The sequence below is a fragment of the Thiothrix caldifontis genome (assembly GCF_900107695.1).
Classification (GTDB): domain Bacteria; phylum Pseudomonadota; class Gammaproteobacteria; order Thiotrichales; family Thiotrichaceae; genus Thiothrix; species Thiothrix caldifontis.
This window is the reverse complement of record NZ_FNQP01000025.1, coordinates 1-21,159: the sequence shown is the minus strand read 5'-3', so window position 1 is coordinate 21,159 and position 21,159 is coordinate 1. Positions and strand designations below refer to the sequence as shown.

16 protein-coding genes are annotated in these 21,159 nt (G+C 50.9%); 3 read left to right on the top strand and 13 right to left on the bottom strand.

Annotated features, from left to right (window positions below):
• The first annotated feature begins 22 nt into the window (after positions 1 to 22).
• Positions 23 to 556 carry a hypothetical protein gene (locus BLV87_RS15620; protein ID WP_175517969.1) on the top strand — a complete coding sequence of 178 codons (534 nt, stop codon included), beginning with the start codon at positions 23 to 25 and terminating at the stop codon, positions 554 to 556.
• On the opposite strand, the gene BLV87_RS15615 is transcribed toward BLV87_RS15620, so the two are convergent.
• A complete protein-coding gene (locus tag BLV87_RS15615; protein ID WP_093070158.1) occupies positions 539 to 2,896 on the bottom strand; it encodes a sugar-binding protein in 2,358 nt (785 codons plus the stop codon). The two genes, BLV87_RS15620 and BLV87_RS15615, sit on opposite strands and share 18 nt — an antisense overlap.
• Before the next feature lie 134 nt (positions 2,897 to 3,030).
• Here BLV87_RS15615 and BLV87_RS15610 point away from each other — a divergent pair, with 134 nt between their 5' ends.
• The gene (locus BLV87_RS15610; protein ID WP_093070156.1) at positions 3,031 to 4,173 is read left to right on the top strand and encodes a molecular chaperone DnaJ; all 1,143 of its coding nucleotides are present in this window, start codon (positions 3,031 to 3,033) and stop codon (positions 4,171 to 4,173) included.
• Positions 4,174 to 4,537: 364 nt separating this feature from the next.
• Here the strand turns inward: BLV87_RS15610 and BLV87_RS15605 are convergent, their stop codons facing one another.
• Positions 4,538 to 5,581 (bottom strand): Sfum_1244 family protein, encoded by a 1,044-nt coding sequence (locus tag BLV87_RS15605; protein WP_093070155.1) that lies wholly within the window; start codon positions 5,579 to 5,581, stop codon positions 4,538 to 4,540.
• A gap of 114 nt (positions 5,582 to 5,695) precedes the next feature.
• Between BLV87_RS15605 and BLV87_RS15600 the strand changes: the two genes are divergently transcribed.
• Positions 5,696 to 6,268 (top strand): hypothetical protein, encoded by a 573-nt coding sequence (locus BLV87_RS15600; RefSeq protein WP_093070153.1) that lies wholly within the window; start codon positions 5,696 to 5,698, stop codon positions 6,266 to 6,268.
• On the opposite strand, the gene BLV87_RS15595 is transcribed toward BLV87_RS15600, so the two are convergent.
• From BLV87_RS15595 to BLV87_RS15545, 11 genes are all read right to left on the bottom strand, one after another.
• On the bottom strand, positions 6,269 to 7,174 hold the full coding sequence (locus tag BLV87_RS15595; protein ID WP_093070151.1) for an alpha/beta hydrolase: 906 nt from the start codon (positions 7,172 to 7,174) through the stop codon (positions 6,269 to 6,271). It abuts the gene before it with no gap.
• Between the two features lie 19 nt (positions 7,175 to 7,193).
• Positions 7,194 to 8,363: a UbiH/UbiF/VisC/COQ6 family ubiquinone biosynthesis hydroxylase gene (locus BLV87_RS15590; RefSeq protein WP_093070150.1), complete on the bottom strand. Its 1,170-nt coding sequence runs from the start codon at positions 8,361 to 8,363 to the stop codon at positions 7,194 to 7,196.
• A gap of 87 nt (positions 8,364 to 8,450) precedes the next feature.
• Positions 8,451 to 8,762, bottom strand: a complete 312-nt coding sequence (locus BLV87_RS15585) for an RDD family protein (RefSeq protein ID WP_093070148.1) — start codon at positions 8,760 to 8,762, stop codon at positions 8,451 to 8,453.
• A gap of 99 nt (positions 8,763 to 8,861) precedes the next feature.
• Positions 8,862 to 9,644, bottom strand: a complete 783-nt coding sequence (truA, locus tag BLV87_RS15580; RefSeq protein WP_093070147.1) for a tRNA pseudouridine(38-40) synthase TruA — start codon at positions 9,642 to 9,644, stop codon at positions 8,862 to 8,864.
• 75 nt (positions 9,645 to 9,719) lie between these two features.
• Positions 9,720 to 12,776 carry a motility hub landmark protein FimV gene (locus BLV87_RS15575; RefSeq protein ID WP_093070145.1) on the bottom strand — a complete coding sequence of 1,019 codons (3,057 nt, stop codon included), beginning with the start codon at positions 12,774 to 12,776 and terminating at the stop codon, positions 9,720 to 9,722.
• A 255-nt stretch (positions 12,777 to 13,031) separates the two neighbouring features.
• On the bottom strand, positions 13,032 to 14,054 hold the full coding sequence (locus BLV87_RS15570) for an aspartate-semialdehyde dehydrogenase (RefSeq protein ID WP_217630013.1): 1,023 nt from the start codon (positions 14,052 to 14,054) through the stop codon (positions 13,032 to 13,034).
• A 2-nt stretch (positions 14,055 to 14,056) separates the two neighbouring features.
• Positions 14,057 to 15,136: a 3-isopropylmalate dehydrogenase gene (leuB, locus tag BLV87_RS15565; RefSeq protein WP_093070141.1), complete on the bottom strand. Its 1,080-nt coding sequence runs from the start codon at positions 15,134 to 15,136 to the stop codon at positions 14,057 to 14,059.
• A gap of 23 nt (positions 15,137 to 15,159) precedes the next feature.
• Complete coding sequence (leuD, locus tag BLV87_RS15560; RefSeq protein WP_093070139.1) at positions 15,160 to 15,795, bottom strand: 3-isopropylmalate dehydratase small subunit; 636 nt, start codon at positions 15,793 to 15,795, stop codon at positions 15,160 to 15,162.
• Positions 15,795 to 17,198, bottom strand: coding sequence for a 3-isopropylmalate dehydratase large subunit (gene leuC, locus BLV87_RS15555; protein ID WP_093070138.1), 1,404 nt, complete (start codon positions 17,196 to 17,198; stop codon positions 15,795 to 15,797). Before leuC ends, leuD begins: the two co-directional genes overlap by 1 nt.
• 118 nt (positions 17,199 to 17,316) lie before the next feature.
• Positions 17,317 to 17,847, bottom strand: coding sequence for a hypothetical protein (locus BLV87_RS15550; protein WP_093070136.1), 531 nt, complete (start codon positions 17,845 to 17,847; stop codon positions 17,317 to 17,319).
• Between the two features lie 204 nt (positions 17,848 to 18,051).
• Positions 18,052 to 21,159: IPTL-CTERM sorting domain-containing protein (locus BLV87_RS15545; protein WP_139282203.1), on the bottom strand; the 3,108-nt coding region annotated here is incomplete at its 5' end.

Genomic DNA, 21,159 nt, shown 5'->3' with positions numbered 1-21,159 from the left:
ACAGAAGAAAAGGACACTCACAGTGCTGAAATTTCTACCCGGCATTTTATTGCTACAAGTCATAACCGTGGTATTGGTATTGATTGCGCCCACCGAATTGAGCGGCTGGGGCTGGTTGCGACTGGTGATTCCTGTTGGCATTGTGGGTGTACTCACCGCCGCGTGGTTCAGTTCAATGGCGGCACACCACAACAAAGATGAAATCAGCCGCTTGCAAGAATGCCACGCCAAAGAACGTGAAGCGCTGCGCGTCAATGCCGAACGCGCCAAGCATCGCGTGATCAAACAAGCGCATCAGGAAACCATTCAGGAAGTACGCCGCACCTCGACCCAAGCCAATATCAAAGTGGGCATGGCGTTTGCGGGAGCTGCCGGTATTGGTGGCTTGTTGTTGCTCACGCAATTCATCACGCTAGGTTTGCTGATGTTGACCACGGCTGGGGGCGCACTGGGCGGCTATGTGTTACGTATTCGCCAGGAAAAAGCCAAAATGGAACTGTTACCCAAAACGAAAACCAAACCACGCTTGATCAATGCCTCACCGACCACTAAATAGCACCACACCCCACTGGCGCGGGTCGGTTAGGGCTTGTTTGTCTTGTGCCATCCACGCGATTTTGCCATCGCGTGTGCCGCCATCGTCATCATCGTTCACTTCCACATTGACGCTGACGCGATCTTTGATCGCGGGGTTCATGCCCAAGGCTTGCCAAGGAATCCATGCCTCCAGTACATAACCATCGTAAAACTCACGCATATCAAAGCGGATACTACGCAACGCCCCCGCAGACAACGGCGCAGAATCTTTCCCCAACACGACTTGCTCACGATCACAAGCAAAGATCAGGTGGAAATCGTGCTTGCCGTCCAGCTTGGCATCTCGGCTGTTATCCGTGTCAATCAAGAACCCCACGGAATCATCATCCGCCGGGTGTGCCGAATCAAACACCCGCTTGCTGTCGTATACGCGCACGGTCAGGAACAGGAAATCATCATCCCACCGTCCTTGCCATTTTCCAAACAGATTGCGTTTATCCCACACTGTACCTTCAAGCAATAAGTCCAAGGTAATCGGATTTTCGATGAAAAATACCCGCTCTGGGTCAACGGCTGGTCGCCACACAATCAAAGGATCATTCGGATTACGCGGTGCAATTGCCAATGGATTGTGAGCAGGCTTCGGTGGTGCGGGTACAGGATGAGGCGGGTGTGTCGCGATGAAAGCCAACACAGCAGCATATTTCGGCGCTTGTTCACGCGGTTGGCGAATGTGTTCCTTTAGCCCCCAACAACCGTACCATTGGCAAATACGGGGTGCGGAAAACAGCATCATCAACTGCCCACCCGCTTGTTGCCACCCTTCCAGAAACTCAGTGTAAAGTTTCCCCATGCGCGGATCACGGTTGGCGGCGAAAAACAACGGATTAGGGTGCTGATCCGGCTTGCGGGTAGCCCAATCAACCAAACCCTGCCCGCCCTCATAACCTAGCAATGTCACCCCAAACTGCTGAGCCAGTTGCGCATGACGTTGCACTTTTTCCAACACTTCCGGCAACGAACGGTAGGAATCGGGTGCGGTAGTCAGATGAAAAATATCTTCCACGGTTTCCGCCTCGCGATAGCCTTTGATATTACCGCCAAAATACGGCGCAATCGCCAACGCATCCACCGCTTGATACGTATCGTTGTAACTCAGCACTTTTTCGGCAAAATCGGGGCGCGTATCCCAACCACCCAGCACACGTACGAAGCGTTCCCGACCACCGAATACCTGTTCCCACATGGTAAAAATCTCGCGAGCGCGGATGGTGTAATACTCATAGCCCACGTCGGCAGCATTCAGCCCCAACGCCATTTCAATGCCTTTTTTCTGGGTATATTCGCCGTGGTTAAAGTTGGTATTCCAAATTTCATTGGAATATTCGAGGTAGATTTTCAGTTCAGGGTTAAGATGGTCGCGCACATAGGTAGCATACTCGCGCACATAGTCGTCGTCAGCCGCGTGCGGCAGGTTGAACCAAGCATCCTTTTGCAAACGGTTGGCAAGTTCCACCATAATTTCCAGCGGTGCGCCGCGAGCACCATACGTACCGCCCCAAGTGGCTTCAGCCATGCTGGGGCGATCTTGCCAATGCGCCTCAGGGTTGCGGGTAATGCCTGACATTGGCATGAAGCGGATTGCCTGAAAATCTTTCATAAAATCCAGATAGTCAGGGTTGAAGACAATCTCGGCGTAGTGATCCGCGAACGACAAATACATACCCGCATCCCCCGCACAAGCCGATGCATCCATCACCCGCTTAAGCGGATTATGTTGGCAGATACCACCGGGCGGTAAGATACGGATATTGCGCACATAATCCTCTGGGTTGCTGTCAGCGATCACGAGACTGGCATCCAAACGCGCATTCACACCCGCCTCCAGTGTAATGGTGTCGCGCCCCGGTGAATGCGTAATCAGCTTGGCATCATTACCGTAACGGATTTCCCCCTCGCCGTCATACAGCACCGTGTATTCACCAGCAGGCAGTGCATCGGCGGGCAATTCACCGAGAAAGCGCGTACCTGCCTCACCGCCGTTGAGATTATTCGGCCAACCATTGGCATCGTAGGTGACAGACTCAGCCTTTAAGCGCAGCACATTTTCCTGAAACGGATTCGCGGAACGAAACAAATCAACAAACGGCAGACTGGCATCGTTGTAACTGATTTCGTTGGTATTGATTCCCAACAAAGATACTTGCGAGGCCATTTTCCCCATTGAAAACGTCGATACCGGTGGTGTAAGCGGCACTTCCAACTTATCCTGCCAAGTACGATATAAGTGCAAACCGATTTGCACCAAAAACAGCAATAAGGCCAGAATAAGCACAATTTTCAGAAGTTTTCGTAACATCCTAACAAGTTTAGGTCGTTTTTTCACGACTGCCAGTGCATTCCTGACCAAACGAAACTTTCCCCAGATTTCCTGCTGGAACAAAGCGTCATCTGATGCCACACTACCGCTAAAATCAGTGTCAGGAACCCCCCATGTCCAGCAAAAAAGTTGTCCACATCCACACTGCTCCCGCACAAACGGTACTGTCACCCGCACAAAAGAAGTTCAACAGCCTCATCAAAAAAATCGACGCGCAAAAACAACTCTTGGCAGAGTGGCAGGAAACGTTCGAGCGTTGCCGCACCGATGCCGTTGACAAACTAGAACCGTTAAAACAAAGCATGAAGGAACAGCAAACGGCAATGGCGCACCTGCTGGATCAGCAATTCACCGCCAATAAATTCACCAAAACCCAACAAGAAAAACTCACGCACCTCATCGTGGAACTCTGCGAAGAATTGCTACGCAGCGGTGACGACGACGAGTTGAAAGCCATGTATAACAAATACACCGCCAGCGACTACGATACCGAAGCGGAAGAAGAACAAATGATGGCAAACGAGTTTATGAAATCCATGCTTGAAAAAGAATTCGGGATAAGCCTAGACGATGATGAATTCGACTTGCAAAACCCGCAGGCAACCGCCGAACGCCTCACCGAAAAGGTCAAACAACGCGAAGCCGAGGCAGAAGCCGCTGCTGCTGCCCGCCCCCAACGCAAAAAATCCGCCAAACAACTGGCAAAAGAAGCCAAGGCTGCGGAAGAAGCCGCCAATGTCAGCAAATCCATCCAAGCCGTTTACCGCCAACTCACCAGTGCCTTGCACCCCGACCGCGAGCAAGACCCGGTAGAACGCGAACGCAAAACCGAACTCATGCAACAAGTGACCGTCGCTTACGCCAGTAAAGATTTGCTGAAACTGCTGGAATTACAACTCGCGGTTGAGCAAATCGACCAAAGTAAACTCAGCAGCCTGAGTGCCGAACGCCTCAAGCATTACAACAAAGTTCTCAGTGACCAACTGGCTGAATTACAAGAAGAAGTGATGCTCAAGGAAGACCAAATCCGCATGATGGTACAAATTCCACCGTTTGAACCACTTTCCCCCAAACGCCTTGCGATGTTACTCAAGCAAGACATTCAAACGATGCAGGCAGAAATCAAACGTATCCAGCAAGATCTGCGGCTGTTTAAGGATGTGAAATACCTTAAGGCGTGGTTGAAAAACGTGCGCTTACCTGAACCAGACTTTGGGTTTGACCCGTTTTTTGATGGATTTCCGTCGTTTCGTTAATCATGAGTCACCCACAATGATCCGCGCTCTCTTCATCTAAAGCCCTGATCGAACGGGAGAGTGCCAACCACCTCGCTTTATCAGGCGGCTCAGAACCACAACTCGAAACGCCACCGCGCCACATCACAACAGATACCCATTAACCACTAACCTTTATGACTGATTATGATAGCCATGCAGACAAATCTTGAGTTTCATATGCGGTAGTTTCATCAGGTCGGGCAATTTCAATGCCAAGACTCCCCAAATGCGTGATGAAAGCGCTCATGCTTAATCCGCTAAATTGGGTTGCTTTGCCTAATGACATCAAACCATCACGAAACAAGCTGCTGGGCACGAACCTAGCGTAGTGTCATTGAAGGTTTTATCCATAAGATACCATCGCCTCAATCTCCGCCAACGCCGCCACACCCTTAGCCTGAAACACCGCCAACGCCTCGCGCCCAACCGTTGCCCAATGCTCGCGCCCCCACTCCGCATACGCCGCAATCTGCGCCGCATCGCCCGTCTCATACCAATGCTGGTATGCCGCCACCAACTGCGGCGCGAGTTTCTTGCGCATCGCTGATAAATTGCCGAAATAGAAATGGATGGAAGCCGCATTCCCCCGGGCCAGCAATTCCGGCAAGGTATGTAAACAATCCGCCAGTAAATCACGCACCGCCCGCAACATAATGTCAGCGTGCGATGGCGGCAGCGCAAACAACATCGTTTGCCATGCCGCATCACCCAACACCTGTCCCGCTTTCACCTCACCGATTTCGTGGGCAATGACGGTTTGGATTTCAGCGGCAGCCATCGCATCTAACGCCGCTTCGACATCTGCATCAACATCGTAGTATGCCAACGCTCGTCCCATCGGATTATCCAGTCCGCTCCATCGCCATTCATCGACTTTTTCCCATAACATGCGGCGCAAGGATTCGCGGCGAATGAAAACGTGTTTGCCTTGATTCATCGCAGGTGGCGCTTCCACATCCCGTGCCAATTCACGCCCAGCCACCAACAGGGTGTAATCGTCTTGCTCAATCACTTGTTCCAATTCCGCCAAGAAAAACAGTGGACGGCAACGCCGACCATAGCCAGCGCTGTAGACCAAGCCCACCGCATTCAAAGCCGCATTGATGGCTTCATTTGCAAATGGATCGTGTTCAGCACGACCATTGAGTGGTAAGGGTGCGTAATCCTGATCGTCCAACGAGTCCCACACGGCTTCGCGTTGAGTGAGCCACTCACCCACATCATCGCTGGTCACAACTTCACTGAGACGAATACCTTGTTCCCAGCGGTAAAATTCGCGCATTTTCAATAAATAAACACATAAAGTGTAATCACCCGCGTGGCGGGCATCAGCAATGTGGCAATTGCGTTGGATTGTTTGAATCAAGTCTTGGTGCTGTGTATGCATAAACCTACCTCGTTGGTTTTGCCTGATAATACCAAGGTTCACCCCACAATTCGCATTCCCGCACCCCCTGCCACTATAATGCTGCACTGTTTTAGTTTTGAGAGAGGAAATCCCGTGCGTATACGCCTGAAAACCAAGTGGAATAAGCAGGAACGTGAAGTTTCGCTGGAAGATACCGTCAGTGTGCTAGCGTTTAATACCTGGAAAATCGGGATGCAAACCCTGCTGGAAATCGAAAACGAAAATTTCCAGACAGACACCCAAATGCAACGCGTGATGGTGATGGAAGAAATCATGGCATTCATGATTCACGTCCTCGACCGTATTTCTCATGACGTATTAAATGACGATGATCGGGCTGCACTTGTCACTACTTTCGCTTTGAAAATCGCCGACCACGTGCAAGACAATGCCCGCGATTTCGGGGGGCCAGGCGATTACCGTAACCCCTTCATCAATAAGCTCAACCAGCGTATGGAAGATTATGCGGAAACCACTTGGGGCAGAGTCGGGCAAGAACCCGGCTTTTCAATGGGGCTGGCGTTCGGCAACTTTATTGCCGAAGCCTTAGGCCCGCGTGACCGCAAATGGGTGTTGGACTATATCCAAAGGGTGCTGATGCCCGAAATGCTCAGCACTTACAAAAAAGTCCTCACCCGCTTAGGAATGCTGGAAAGTCACCAATAATCACTTCCAATCCACAAACGTTGCTACTTTGTCTGCCAACTCATCGGCATTCAAATCCATGAAGAAATGATCGGCTCCGTCGATCGTTTCTGTTTTCAGGTTATCCTGTTTGATGCCTTCGAGCTTGGCAGGCAAATCATCGACCACTTCATCTGCCGACCCCATCACAATCAGCGTCGGCTTTGTGATCTTGGGTAATAGGCTAGGTGTATTCTTGCGCTCGTCATCCTTGTAATAAGACACTACGCTATCCGCTGCGGCTTTAGCGTTTTCGCAATACACGAAACCGGGTAATGTCATTATCTCCGCCCCCTTACCTTCGCTCGCCAGCTTGGTAGCTTCCGCCATGATGTCTGCCAAAGGCTTTTTGTAACGTTCCTCGTATTCTTTACTGCTTTTATCCGCATCAGCCGTTGCCGGGGCAATCGCTATAACTTTTTCCAGCAATTCAGAATCTTTTTCTGCGGCATACCACGTCACCTGATTACCGCCACGTGAATGCCCCAAGATCGCCACTTTGCCAGCCCCTTGCTCTTTCAACCAATTCATCCATGTATCGAGTTCCGCCACTGCATCTTCATGCTTATGCTTGTGCTCAATAGTGCAATCCAACATCTCGGAAGGGCGCTGGTCGACGGCATAGCTCAGGTTAACATTGAGCGTGTTATAACCCTTTTCCTTCAGCAACTCGCTCAAGGATTGCATGATTTCCATCTTGTTGTGTGCCAACGTGCCATGCTGCATCAGGATAACGCCATCTTTAGCCGTTTTTCCATCTGCCAACGTCAATTCACCACGCAAGGTAATGTCGCCTTGCTTAATCGTCACTTCTTCCGCTTGCAATGTGCTAAAGGCTGCTACCAACGAAAATGCTACCGCACCTGTAAAACGTTTTACCAAACTCATCTCATCCTCCTACTCTTATTCAAATGCCCATCGCTCGTTTCGCGATTTCGTATTTTAGAAAGCTCATTTGATTGACGATAGATAACCCCGAATTGCGCAGGATTTTCCAGGGTGTCAAGGTATTACCAAATAACAAACGGAAACCTTCCATCGCCTTTTGTGTCAGCACATTATCGCCGCGCCGCGCCCGTTCGTAAGCACGTAACACTTTCACGCTGCCCACATCGCCCTGCGCTTGGCAGATTTGCTGGGCTAATTCCACCGCATCTTTAATGCCCAGATTCACACCCTGCCCTGCCAAGGGGTGAATGGTGTGTGCCGCATCGCCCGCCAACGCTACACGTTCCTGAATATAAGGCTCAGCATGACGACCACGCAGTGAAAACGCCGCCCGTTCCCCCACAGCAGTAACGTCGCCTAAACGAAAATCCAAGGCTTGCGCCAGTTCGCGGCAGAAATCGCCATCCGACAAACGCAACATGGCATCTGCACGATCAGCAGGCAATGTCCAAACAATCGAACAGAAGCCATCGGCGAGTGGTAAAAAGGCTAACGGGCCACCCGGCATAAAGCGCTGCCAAGCCGTGAACTGGTGCGCTAATTCTGTTTGCACCACGCAAACCAGCCCTTTTTGCCCGTAATCTTGTGTTTCCATCCCAATACCCGCCAGTTGGCGGACTTTGGATTGTGCTCCATCCGCCCCTACCAACAGTTTGGCTTGCAAAACCTCCCCGCTGTGCAAAGTAGCGGTGACTTGCTGCGCATCAACCAGCACCTCGGCGAGTTTATCGGGGCAAAACACATCAACACCATCCAGAGCTTGCAAGGTATCCAGCAGCGCCAGTTGTATCACCCGGTTTTCAACAATATGTCCAAGGTCTGGCTCACCCAAATCCGCCGCATCAAAACGAATTTCACCCGTACCGGTGGCATCCCACACCTGCATGGCCTCGTAAGGAAACGCACGACGCGCCACAATCCCTTCCCATGCACCCGCTGCAAGCAACGCCCGCTGCGACGCACGGCTGATAGCCGACACGCGCAAATCATAGGGATCATCAGGGGAAAATAGTGCGGGTTGATGCGCTTCGAGCACCGCAACGCGCTTACCCGATTGGCCTAACAAACAAGCCAGCGTCGCACCGACCATGCCGCCGCCTGCAATAATGACATCGTATTGCACTTGCATTGCCTTTATCCTTTTTCAGGTTCATCCAGCCAATAAGACTACAGCAAAGCAGACACGGGAAATACCGCTTAGCATCAAATTGACGGGTTATTGCACCAACCAAGGCCACAACAATAACTTACCGGGGGTTGCTCCCAATAAACTCCAGAACCCGATGAAATACACTAGCGGTATAGCTACAAACACACCATGCAAAGTGCTATTTTCGTAAGAAGCGTGATAAAGCAGCCATGTTTGTCCAAATACAAACGACAACACTAACATCAATAGTAAGCTGATCATCAGTAAATCAAAGGCAAACGCCAATAGGCGCATCCCTAAGTTTCGATGGCTTGGCTGGCACACATGCGACATAAAATACCCTTTAGCGGGCGGAGTCAGTTGATGATTAATTTTCATGAATGACACTCCTTGTCACCTCGCAACACTCAAGCTGTTAAGTATAGCCTGCTCCCGGCAAAACTGCTGATAAAAGTATCTGTTAATTAGCCAAAATGTTCAGAAGATAAAATGAGGTAGCGTGTATTCTGCTGATAAACCAAAGTGTTCTGGATAATCAACGTGCACAAAATACAAACCAGATGCAGGAGCCGTCATGCCTGCTTGTGTACGATCACGCTGTTCCAATAAGTCGCCTATCCAATCTACCGGGCGTTCACCGGCTCCCACCATCAACAACGAACCGGTGATATTGCGCACCATGTGATGCAAGAAAGCATTAGCCACCAAATCCAAATAAATGAACTCACCTTCACGGCTTACTGTCACTTCCAGCATCTCACGTACTGCATGACGTGCTTGACAACCCGCTGCCCGAAAACTGGAAAAATCCTGCTCACCAAGCAAGACTTGCGCTGCTTCATGCATTGCTGCCGCATCTAACACCCCGTGTTGCCAACAAACCCGTCGTTGCAACAATGCCGGACGTGCTTGACGATTGAGGATAATGTAACGGTAACGCCGCGCCCGTGCCGAAAATCGCGCATGAAAGTCATCTACGACCGGCTGAATCCAACGCATTGCCACCCCATCCGGCAAATGTGCATTCGAGCCAAACAACCAACCACGTAATGGGCGCTGTGCATGGGTTTCAAAGTGAATGACTTGCCCAATACCGTGTACCCCTGAATCGGTGCGCCCGGCACAAACCACCGCAATCGGTTCAGCCGCTACGGTAGACAGCGCCTGTTCGACATAACCCTGCACCGTTGGCCCGTGACTCAAGCGCTGCCAACCGAAAAAAGGGCTTCCGTCGTATTCGATACACGCTGCAAATTTCATGACACTTATCTCAGGGGCAGTAAAAACACAAAAGGCCGGGTTAACCGGCCTTTATAGCGTGAAAATGAGGATTCCTCAACCTGTCTGGTGGAGCAGCATTTCTGCTTCGCAACGTTGATCGTCGTTGCCCTCGACCATGACCTCTTCTAAGGTACTGCGAGCACCTTCGATGTCGCCCATATCCAGATAAGCCCGCGCCAAATCCAATTTAGTGCTGATATGCGCTTCGTGCAAATCAATTTCCTCATCGGGGAAGTCGAGGAATGACAAGGCATCATCAATATCACCTAACCAATCCTTATCTTCATCACTGATCGGCGCGTAGAAGGTATCCTTGGGCAAAATGCGCTTGATTCCGGTTTCATTATCCAGATGCAAGTTCAAATGTGTCGCACTGGAAGCCACAGTCATTTCAGGCTCAACCGCCGCAACAGGCGGATTCGCTACAACCGTTGCATTGTCACCCAAATCTGTGAGATCAAAGTCCAATAGATCATCAGTGTCAACTGCATCGTACTGGTCATGGGAAACGGCTACAATGTCTGGTTGCGACTGTGGCTGCGGTTTGGTCGCCCCCTCCAAATCTTCCAGATCGAAATCCAAATCTAGGTCATCATCCAACTCACCTAACTCAAATGCTTCATCCCCTGTCAGCGTTTCATCTTTTGCTTTATCCGCAACCATTACTGTCAGATCAGGTAAATCAGGCATTTGTGCTGCGGGCAGCGGCTGATGCGGTTCTATGTCGGCAACATCTTCTTCCTGCAATAGCTTATCAAGATCAATGTCATCGAAATCCAAATCTCCCAGATCCAGATCATTAAAATCTTCTGGTTCAGTATTAGGCGTAGCTGAAGCAGCAGAAGCCACTGGAATAGCATCATCTGAATCGCGGGATGAAGCCAGAGCCGCACCAGCCGTTGCAGCAGCAACGCCACCCAAAGCTGCGGCTACGGTAGCCGCAACAGAAGGTGTCGCAGCAGTTTGACTCATATCACCTTGATAGAGACGGTTATCTGGGCTAATTTTGCGTCCCCATTCCACAACAGACTGCCATAAAGCCTCTTTACCTTTAACGGGCATCGCAGCGAATTGTTGCGCCTGGCTGTCAAATGCATCGCGGTTATTAGCAACGAAGTAACACTCCATTAACTTGTGACGATACTCTGGCTTATCAGGATAACGCTCAATGCATTTTTTCAGCTCGGTTTCTGCCTGTTGATACAGGCCATAAGCGATATACACATTGGCTTCTGTTAAACAATCATCTTCATTAGCTTCAGAGGATGGCTCAGCCCCTATTCCACCAATCCCAAAAGGATCTTCCTCGGCCTTTGCAGATGCCGTTAGTACCCCGTAGGTGTTGCCTTTGTCGGCTTTTTCCAACTCCCGTTCCAAGGCATTCATATCAAATGGTTCATCGACCACTGGAACATCCAGATCATCATCCAAATTAGCCACCCGGCTTTGCGCTTGACCGGATGCCGTACCATCTGGTTTGCGGCGGCGTCCCAATAACCACAGCAATAAGAGCAATGCCAGAGAACCCGCCCCAATTTTCAATGCTAACGGTGACGTTAATAACCCCAACAGATCGTCACTACCACCTGTTTGGTCGGCAAAGACCGGGCTTGGCTTAACTGCTTTTTGTGCATCTGCTGCCGGTGTAACAGGTACAATTGCAGGCTTTAACGGCACTGCACTGGTATTACTTGTTGCCGTATCTGCTGGCGTGGCTACCGCACTCGTATTCTGGCCTAAAGCGGTATTAGTCTTAGTTACTGTCTCAGTAGGCAACACAGGTGCTGGTTGTGTCGGCTGCTCTGTCCGCAAAATGGTATTGTTATCTTGACCGTTGACATTTGCCATTTGCATTTGAATGTCTTTACCCTGCTCTGGCGTCACTGCGACAGGCTGCGTGCCTGCGCCCTGAGCATCGGCTGTATCAGCCGTAGACGGAACTTTAATACCATTAGCAGCCAGTTGTTTTTGCAAATCGGCAAGCTGGCTATCACGCAACTCCAGCAAACGATTTTTCTTGTTCAGCATCGACTCAAGATCGGTTACACGTGACTTTAGTTCATTGTTTTCATTTTGCCGCGCCGCCAAGGATTCATTTGCTAACGCCAGTTGCTTCTCGATTTCTGCTAATTTGGCAGTACCCGCAGCGACTGCGGCATTAGTAGCAGTGCCTTCACCTGTTTTAGCACCTAATACCTCAAGACGTGCTTTGTCTGTCGCATTGTTAGCTGCTTTCGCTGGTGTTGCGTTTGCTTGAGTTACTTGCTTCGTCTTCGCTTGATTGGTGCTTTGACCTTGTTGAGGTACGGTATTACCTGCTAGGGATTTTCTTAGTTCGCGCCACTCAGCATTTTGCTGACGAATTTGGCGACGTGCCTCTGCTTGCGGCACTGCACTGATTTCGCTACCACTTGGCGCTTTCATCAGCGCACCAGCACGGAGGTTGTTGATGTTTTTATCAATGAAAGCCCCCGGATTTGCCCGGAATAAAGCCATCATCATTTGGTCATTACTGACACCTGAACGCTGAAGACGCGAAGCCACACGGAACAGCGTATCACCTGATTTGACGCGATAAGTACGGTTCCGAGAAGCCGCAGCAGGTTGTTGTGCTGCTGACGTAGCAGATGGCTCACGTGCTGGGCGACGTACATTACCAGTAGCTTTAGGCTCCGCTCGTACTGCGGCTTCCCCTGCAACCGTATTACCCGGCTGCATCAGTACAGGCGGATCCAGCATCACAGTATATTCTTTTAGCAATTGTCCCTGAGGCCAGCTCACTTCAAGCAGGAAATTAACAAATGGTTCTTGAATCGGCGTATCGGATGACACCAAAATCACAGGTTTGCCACCTTGAACCGTTGGCGTAAAGCGCAAATTACCGAGAAACTCAGGACGTGCTACCCCGACTCGGTTGAATACCTCTGGCGGCGCTAAACGTACCTGAATCTGGCTGGCATCTGCCGGGGCAGCAGACAGCAAGTCAATTTTTGCACGCAATGGCTGGTTTAAGTGAGAGTTGGACTCAATATCCCCAAGCCCCAAGGCACTAGAGGCCGCAGGATAAGCTCCGGCGATGAATATAGCTAAGCTCAAGGCTTGTTTATTCACTGCAATTCCCCTTCAATTGATTCTTTATCTGTGTAAGATTGTGGCATCCCTGATTCATCACCTTCATAACCTTTATTAGCCCTTATTATTTTGATGAATAGCGATTCTGGTTGTTGTTTCTTAACGCTGGAACTTTATATTAGTACATTATGCTCAGCAATGTTGCCCCGATACAAGCCTTTAGGAAGATGCTAACACCAACCGTATCTGTAAGCCATTGTGGGCAATAGTGAATTAATTCCCGCTTAACCACACCTACAGATAATCACGCACTAATATCTCCGCAATCTGCACGCTGTTTAGTGCAGCACCTTTACGGACATTATCAGCAACCACCCATAAATCTAAACCAGATGCACAAGAAATATCTTCACGGATACGGCTAACATAAACCGTATCGCTATTAACTGCCTCGGTCACAGGGGTTGGATATCCACCGTCTTCACGCTCATCTAAGACTTCCACACCTGCCGATTTGCGTAAACATTCGGTCGCTTCAGTCGCCGTCAGCTTGCGCTGTGTCTCAATATGTAAAGCTGCCGCATGACCAAAAAATACGGGCACACGTACTGCGGTTGGATTCACCCCAAGTTCAGGTAAATCCATGATTTTACGGGTTTCTTTTACCATTTTCATTTCTTCCCAGGTATAGCCGTTATCCTGAAACGCGCCAATATGTGGGAAAAGATTGAAAGCAATTTGTTTAGCATACAGTTCTGGTTCGACAGGTCGTGCATTGAGCAATTGCGCCGTTTGATGCGCCAACTCATTGATACCCGCACGCCCCGTGCCGGAAACAGCCTGATACGTCGCCACATTAATGCGTGTAATTTCAGCAGCATCATGCAAAGGTTTTAACGCCACTAACATTTGGCTTACCATACTGCCAGGATTCGCAATAATCCCGCGTTGTTTATACCCCGTAATCGCGGCTGGATTCACCTCTGGTACGACTAACGGTACATCCGTATCAAAGCGAAAACAGGCGCTGTCATCAATAACAAGGCAACCAGCGGCAACTGCTTTTGGCACATAATCCGCCGCTACCGTTTCAGTGCTGGCAAATAAAGCTAATTGCACGCTGGAAAAGTCGAAATCTTCGACCGATTCAATATCCAACGTTTTATTGCCGAAATCGACGTATTGTTCGCCATCGGTTGCAAATTCCAGCGCGTATATTTTGCCAATTGGAAATTTACGCTTTGCCAGCAAGTCCAGTATGGCTTCGCCTACCAGACTGCCTGCACCAACGACCACTACATTATAAGTTTTAGCCATGATTACCCTTGTAAAGCCGCCACAACCGCATCGCCCATTTCTGCCGTACCCACCTTGCGGTCGCCGTCGGTATAAATGTCGCCAGTGCGCACGCCTGATGCCAGCACTGTTTTTACTGCACGCTCAATGCGCTCAGCCAGTTCTGGACGATTGAGGCTGTAACGCAGCAACATTGCCACGGACAGAATGGTTGCCAACGGATTGGCAATGCCTTTGCCTGCGATGTCAGGCGCAGAACCGTGGATCGGTTCGTACAAGCCGCACGCAGAAGAATTCAAAGAGGCAGACGGCAACATGCCGATAGAGCCGGTCAGCATGGCTGCCGCATCCGACAGCACGTCGCCGAACAGGTTGCTGGTTACAATCACGTCAAACTGCTTGGGCGCACGTACCAATTGCATCGCCGCGTTATCGACGTACATGTGGCTGAGTTCAACTTCAGGATATTCCTTGCCAACCTTTTCGACGATTTCGCGCCACAATTCGCACACTTCCAGCACGTTGGCTTTGTCGACGGAACACAGGCGTTTGTTGCGCTTCATCGCAGTTTCAAAGCCGACGCGGGCAATGCGTTCGATTTCGGATTCGGTGTAAGTGGCAGAGTTAAAGCCTTGGCGTTCACCGTTTTCCAGCACACGGATACCACGCGGTTGACCGAAGTAGATACCGCCGGTCAATTCGCGCACAATCATAATGTCCAGCCCTGCCACCACTTCGGGTTTCAGGGTGGACGCGGACGCGAGTTCTTCGTACAGAATTGCAGGGCGCAGGTTGGCAAACAAACCTAAGTCAGCACGAATTGCCAGCAAACCACGTTCTGGGCGCAACGGGCGATCCAGCGCATCGTATTGGGGGCCACCGACTGCACCGAGCAAAATCGCATCGGCTTTTTGCGCCAAGGCACGGGTGGAGTCGGGATACGGTTGCCCTTCTTTATCATAAGCGATGCCGCCGATATTGGCGTATTCCAGCTCTACCGACAGATTGCCTTCAGCGGTAAAAACGTTGAGGACTTTAACCGCTTCTGCCACGATTTCCGGGCCAATTCCATCACCGGGCAATACTAAAATTTTGTGTGTCATAACCATCTAACCCAAATCAAATCTTAAAATAACCAAGGTGCTGTTTGCTTACGCTTCGCTTCATACGCCCGAATATCATCGGCATGTTGTAAGGTCAGCCCAATATCATCCAACCCGTTCAGCAGGCAATATTTGCGGAACTCGTCAATGCTAAACGCAAACGCTGCACCGCTTGGCGTGACCACTTGCTGCGCTTCCAGGTTCACAGTGAGCTGATAGCCTTCGGTGGCTTGCGCCTCAACGAATAACTGATCAATCACTTCAGCAGGCAAGGTCAACGGCAACAAGCCATTCTTGAAGCTGTTGTTGAAGAAAATATCCGCGTAACTCGGCGCAATCACCGCCCGAATGCCGTAATCGGTCAACGCCCATACCGCGTGTTCCCGCGACGAACCACAGCCGAAGTTTTCACGCGCCAACAGCACGGAAGCACCCGCATAACGCGGCGCATTCAGCACAAAATCGGGATTTGGGGTGCGTTTGCTGTGATCCATGCCCGGTTCGCCCGGCTCAAGGTAACGCCAGTCGTCAAACAGCGTGGGGCCAAAGCCAGTGCGCTGGATGGATTTCAAATATTGCTTGGGAATAATCGCATCGGTATCGACGTTGGAACGATCCAACGGGATAACCAAGCCAGTGTGTACAGTAAATTTTTCCATTAGAGCGTCCTCACATCCGCGAAATGACCTGTCACTGCCGCCGCCGCTGCCATTGCGGGGCTGACCAGATGGGTACGTCCGCCCTGCCCTTGCCGCCCTTCAAAATTGCGGTTGGAGGTGGAAGCGCAGCGTTCGCCCGGTTCGAGGCGATCGGCATTCATCGCAAGGCACATGGAACAGCCCGGCGCACGCCATTCAAAACCGGCTTCGATGAAAATTTTGTCCAAGCCTTCGCTTTCCGCCTGCTGTTTGACCAAGCCAGAGCCGGGAACAACCATTGCCAGCTTTACATTCGCGGCGACTTTGCGGCCTTTAGCGACTTCAGCGGCGGCACGTAAATCTTCAATGCGCGAATTGGTGCATGAGCCAATGAATACTTTGTCGATTTGCACGTCAGTAATCGGCATATTCGCTTCCAAGCCCATGTATTTGAGTGCGGCGCGGATACCGCTGGCTTTGACCGGATCAGTTTCGTTCGCAGGGTCTGGCGTTTTGCCATCGACAGGCAGCACCATCTCGGGGGATGTTCCCCACGTCACTTGCGGTTGGATGCTGGCAGCATCCAGATGAATCACGCGATCAAATACTGCGTCCGCATCAGAATGTAGATCTTGCCATGCTGCAACGGCTGCTTCCCAATCTTCCGCTTTAGGTGCGTAAGGGCGGCCTTTGACGTAGTTGATAGTGGTGTCATCGACAGCAATCATGCCAGCTCGTGCGCCACCTTCGATTGCCATATTGCACACCGTCATGCGTCCTTCCATCGACAACTCGCGAATCGCTTCGCCGCCGAATTCGATGGCGTAACCTGTGCCACCCGCTGTACCAATTTCACCGATGATGGTCAGCACGATGTCTTTGGCCGTCACGCCCGCACCGACTTTGCCATCCACGCTGATCAGCATATTTTTCATTTTTTTCTGGATCAGGCATTGGGTTGCCATGACGTGTTCGACTTCCGATGTGCCGATGCCGTGCGCGAGTGCGCCGAATGCGCCGTGGGTGGAAGTGTGCGAATCGCCGCAAACTACAGTCATGCCGGGCAAGGTTGCGCCTTGCTCAGGACCAATGACGTGGACGATACCCTGGCGGATGTCGCCAATGTTGAATTCAGTAATACCAAACGTGCGGCAATTCGCATCCAACGTTTCGACTTGCAGACGCGCTACTGGGTCAGTAATACCGTGTTCCAGCCCAATGGTGGGAACGTTATGATCGGGTACTGCCACCATTGAATTGATGCGCCAAGGTTGGCGCTTAGCCAGACGCAGCCCTTCAAAAGCTTGCGGTGAAGTGACTTCGTGAACCAAGTGCCGGTCGATGTAAAGTAAGGCCGTGCCGTCGGCTTCTTGCCGCACCACATGCGCATCCCAGACCTTATCGTAGAGCGTTTTGCCTGCCATAAATCCCCAAAACTGCCGTTGGAAAAGGGGGACATACTACACTTTTTTGCTATGCATCATCCACAAAAAAAGGCCAACACGCAGCTGGCCTTCATATTTGCCACAGATTAACTGCTATTTATTTGCGCTCAACACCCAAAGGATTGGATACATCTTTAATACCTTCTGGATGCTTGCTTACGTCAACACCGGTAGCCTTGGAAATTGGATCCCAAAGCAGCGGGTGAATAATTGCGTCATCAATCGGTGCAAATGCCCCACCTAAACCCGTGGCAGAAATTGCTTTTTCAGCAAATTGGTGAACGCCAGAAGCCAGACCACCCACAGCAGAACCCAAACCATTGGAAGATGAAGAACCGGCACTACCACCATAGCCGCCACAGGAAGAGCCACCTTGACCACCATAGTTACCGCAATTGGAACTACCCTGCCCCACCCCAGTAGAGCCACCACCAATACCACCGAGCAAGTTGTTAATCAGATTGGATTTAGCACCTAATAGGCCACCCTTTAAGTCTAACAAACCACCACCAAATGACTTGCTGCCACCCGAACTCCCGCCTGTATTACCAGAACAACCGCAACCTGAATTAGCAGAAGGTGTTTTATAAGCACTACCAAATAAATTACTTAACAATCCGATTGTCATAACATGATCTCCTATCTGTATAGTTTAATACTTGGCAAAATGTGCACCAAGTAACGAACACTTTACTGATTAACAAAAAAAACACCTGACTTTGCAAGATAAACGGCAACAAATAACAGACCAAGAAAAGCCAGCACTGGGCTGGCTTTTCTTAAGTCCGTTGAGTGAGCGAAGTTAAAACCCGTTCAGAGAAAGCCCTGATGCTTAGTCTTCCCGACGGCGGCGGAAGAATGCAGCTGTTGCCAGCAACATGCTCATAATAGCCATACCCCACTGACTCAACGTCGGTACATGCAGATTAGCTACTAAACCGAAACCAACCGTGGTGTTAGTTGCACCACCATCTTCTGGCTCATCACCCCATTTGAGGTTGATTGGCTTGCTGATGATGCTGCCATCCGCGTTCAGCACACCGTTGCTATCGGTTGCGTCATCGTCGTTCGGGTCTTCACCACCGACCGTTGGCAAGTAGCCAGCAGGCGGAACAACCTTCACCACGTAATCACCTTCGCGCAAGTTGCCAAAGAAGTACTTACCGTCGCTATCGGTTGTCTGCGGTTTCAGTACATCACCGAAAATATCGGTAACAGGTTTCCCATCCACTGTCAGCAAGGTGACAGTTGCGCCCGGAATACCCGGTTCACCACCATCCTGCTTACCATCGCCATCCAAATCCAGCCACAAGCGGCTACCGAGATTCACAGGGCGCAACATGCCGCAGTCAACTGTCAAATCACTGAAACCGTTGTCATTGGGTTCTTTACCCGGTGTCAACGTCACTGCTGGTGTCTGGAACTGACCTGCGGCAACTTTACAGTTACTATCCGTATTGGATGGATCCGTATCGGGGTCAGCACCACCTTTGGTGAGGCTGTAGCCAGAATCCGTACCCGGATTCACGACAACGATGTAATTACCCGGTTTTAGGTTAGGGAACAGGTAGTTACCATTTTCATCAGTCATCACAGCCGCCACTGGCTTACCACTGATATCAGTTGCTGGCGTAATGCCATCTTCTTCCATCAAGCTGACGCTTACGCCATTGATACCCGTCTCAGCATTATCTTGCTGACCATTGGCATTGCCATCTAACCATACCCTGTCACCCAAAGACACTGAACCGTAGAACCCACAGTCAACAGTCATATTGCCATTGGTATCGTCACCGTCCGCATCCGGTTCTGAGCCTGCTGCCAATGTGAATGGATGGGTTTCGACTGTATTATTGATCGGGTTGACACGACAGTTGCTGTCAATGTCACTGGCATCATCATCCACATCAATCCCGCCAATGGTTGGGAAGAACCCTTCTGGCGGTTCGACCGTCACGATATACTCACCTTCCGGCAAGTTCTCGAACAGGTAGAGACCATCAGCACCCGTAGTATGCGGCGCAACGCTATTGCCATCCAAATCCATCACCGAACGACCGGAAGCGTCAGTAAGTGTCACCACTGCATTTTCTAGGAAGCTCTCACCCTCTTCACGCTGACCATTGGCATTGCTGTCAATCCAGATTTGGTTGCCCACAGAGACAGGTGTACCCGGATCGACTGGCTCAACCGGTACGACCGCAAAGTCAACCGTGAGGTTGGAACGGTTATCTTCCGTCCCCATGCCGTCATCACCGGCAATACCACTAGCCGTTGGCTGCTCGCCGGTTGGCTCCTCGCCATCCAATACAATCAGGTTAGAACACAAGCCATCCGAAGCGGTGCTATCGCCATTGTCGTTACTATCACCATTCAAGTTAGCGTTAAGTTCTTTCCCTGTGATGCTGGCGGTGTAACCCTCCAGTGCGGCACCTGCATTGAAGTTGCTGCCAGCCACACAGACTTTGTACTCACCAGCAGCCAAGCCACTGAACAAGTAATAACCGCCTGCTGTTTGTGTGGTATTGACCAATGCATCCGTGCTGTCACGCAGTTCCATCACCACGTTGCCCGGTAAGGTTTCGCCCGTATCAAAGAGACCGTTATTGGCATTATCGCCCTCACCATTGTCGATCCACACCATGTTACCCAGGCTATGAGTCGGTGCTTTCGGCTGGTAGAAACCACAATCAACGGCTGTGGTGTCAGCGGTGAGACTGAAGAGGCTGGTTTGCAGCTTGCCATCCATCACTTGGCAGTTACTGTCGGTGTTGGAGGCCAGTGCATCCGTTACACCTTGCGTTGGCAGATAACCTTCGGGTGTTTCCACACGAATCTGGTACTCACCTTCTGGCAAGTTGATGAAGGTATATTTACCATCCACTCCCGTAGTCACCGGTGCTACGGCAACGCCGTCGATGTTGCTAACAGGGTTGCCGGACTTATCTAACAAGGTGACGGTTGCACCTGCCAGCCCAGTTTCACCTTCATCCTGCTGCCCGTTTTCGTTGGCATCAATCCAGATAAAGTCACCGACAGAGACCGTTTTCGGTGGTTCAACTTCTGGTGGAACCACACCGAAGTCAACCGCAAGGTTGGAACGGTTATCATCGGTTCCCATACCATCATCACCGGTTGTACCACTAGCGGTTGGGGCTTCATCCGTTGGCTGTTTATCATCTAACACAATAACGTTGGAGCACAGGCCATCTTGGGTGTCACTGTCACCACTGTTCCGGTTGTCACCCGCAGCCTCCATCACTGGGCTACCGGTATAGCCTTTCAACAGACCTTCGTCGAAGTTGCCGTGTGCGACACAGACACTATATTCGCCAGCCGCTAAACCGCTGAACAGGTAGTAGCCGTCTTTGGTTTCGGTGTAGGCCATAACAGTGCCGGACTTATCCAGCAATTCCATCACCACGCCATCAACCACTTTTGACTCTTCTGCATCCAACAAGCCGTTATTATTGGCATCAACCCACACAGTATTGCCGATACTGTGTGTGGGGGCTTTCGGCAGGTAGAAACCGCAATCGACTGTGAGGTTGTCGGTCGTGAGGTTGAAGGCACTGGTTTGTGTCTTGCCATCGACCACTTGGCAGTTGCTGTCGGTATTGGACGTATCGTCATCGACCGCAGCGCCACCTTGGGTCGCTACATAGCCTTCGGGTGCATCGACGCGGATCAGGTATTCGCCTGCGGGCAAGTTTTCAAACAGGTACAGGCCGTCTGCCGCTGTGGTCACGGCGGCTACCGGTTTGCCGTCAAGGTCATTGACGGGGTTGCCCGATTTATCCAGTAAAGTAACGGTAGCGCCACTGAAGCCGGTTTCGCCAGCATCCTGTTGACCGTTTTCGTTGGTGTCAATCCAAAGGGTATCACCCACAGAAACAACCTTGGGTGGCTCAACAACCGGGGGAACCACACCGAAGTCAAC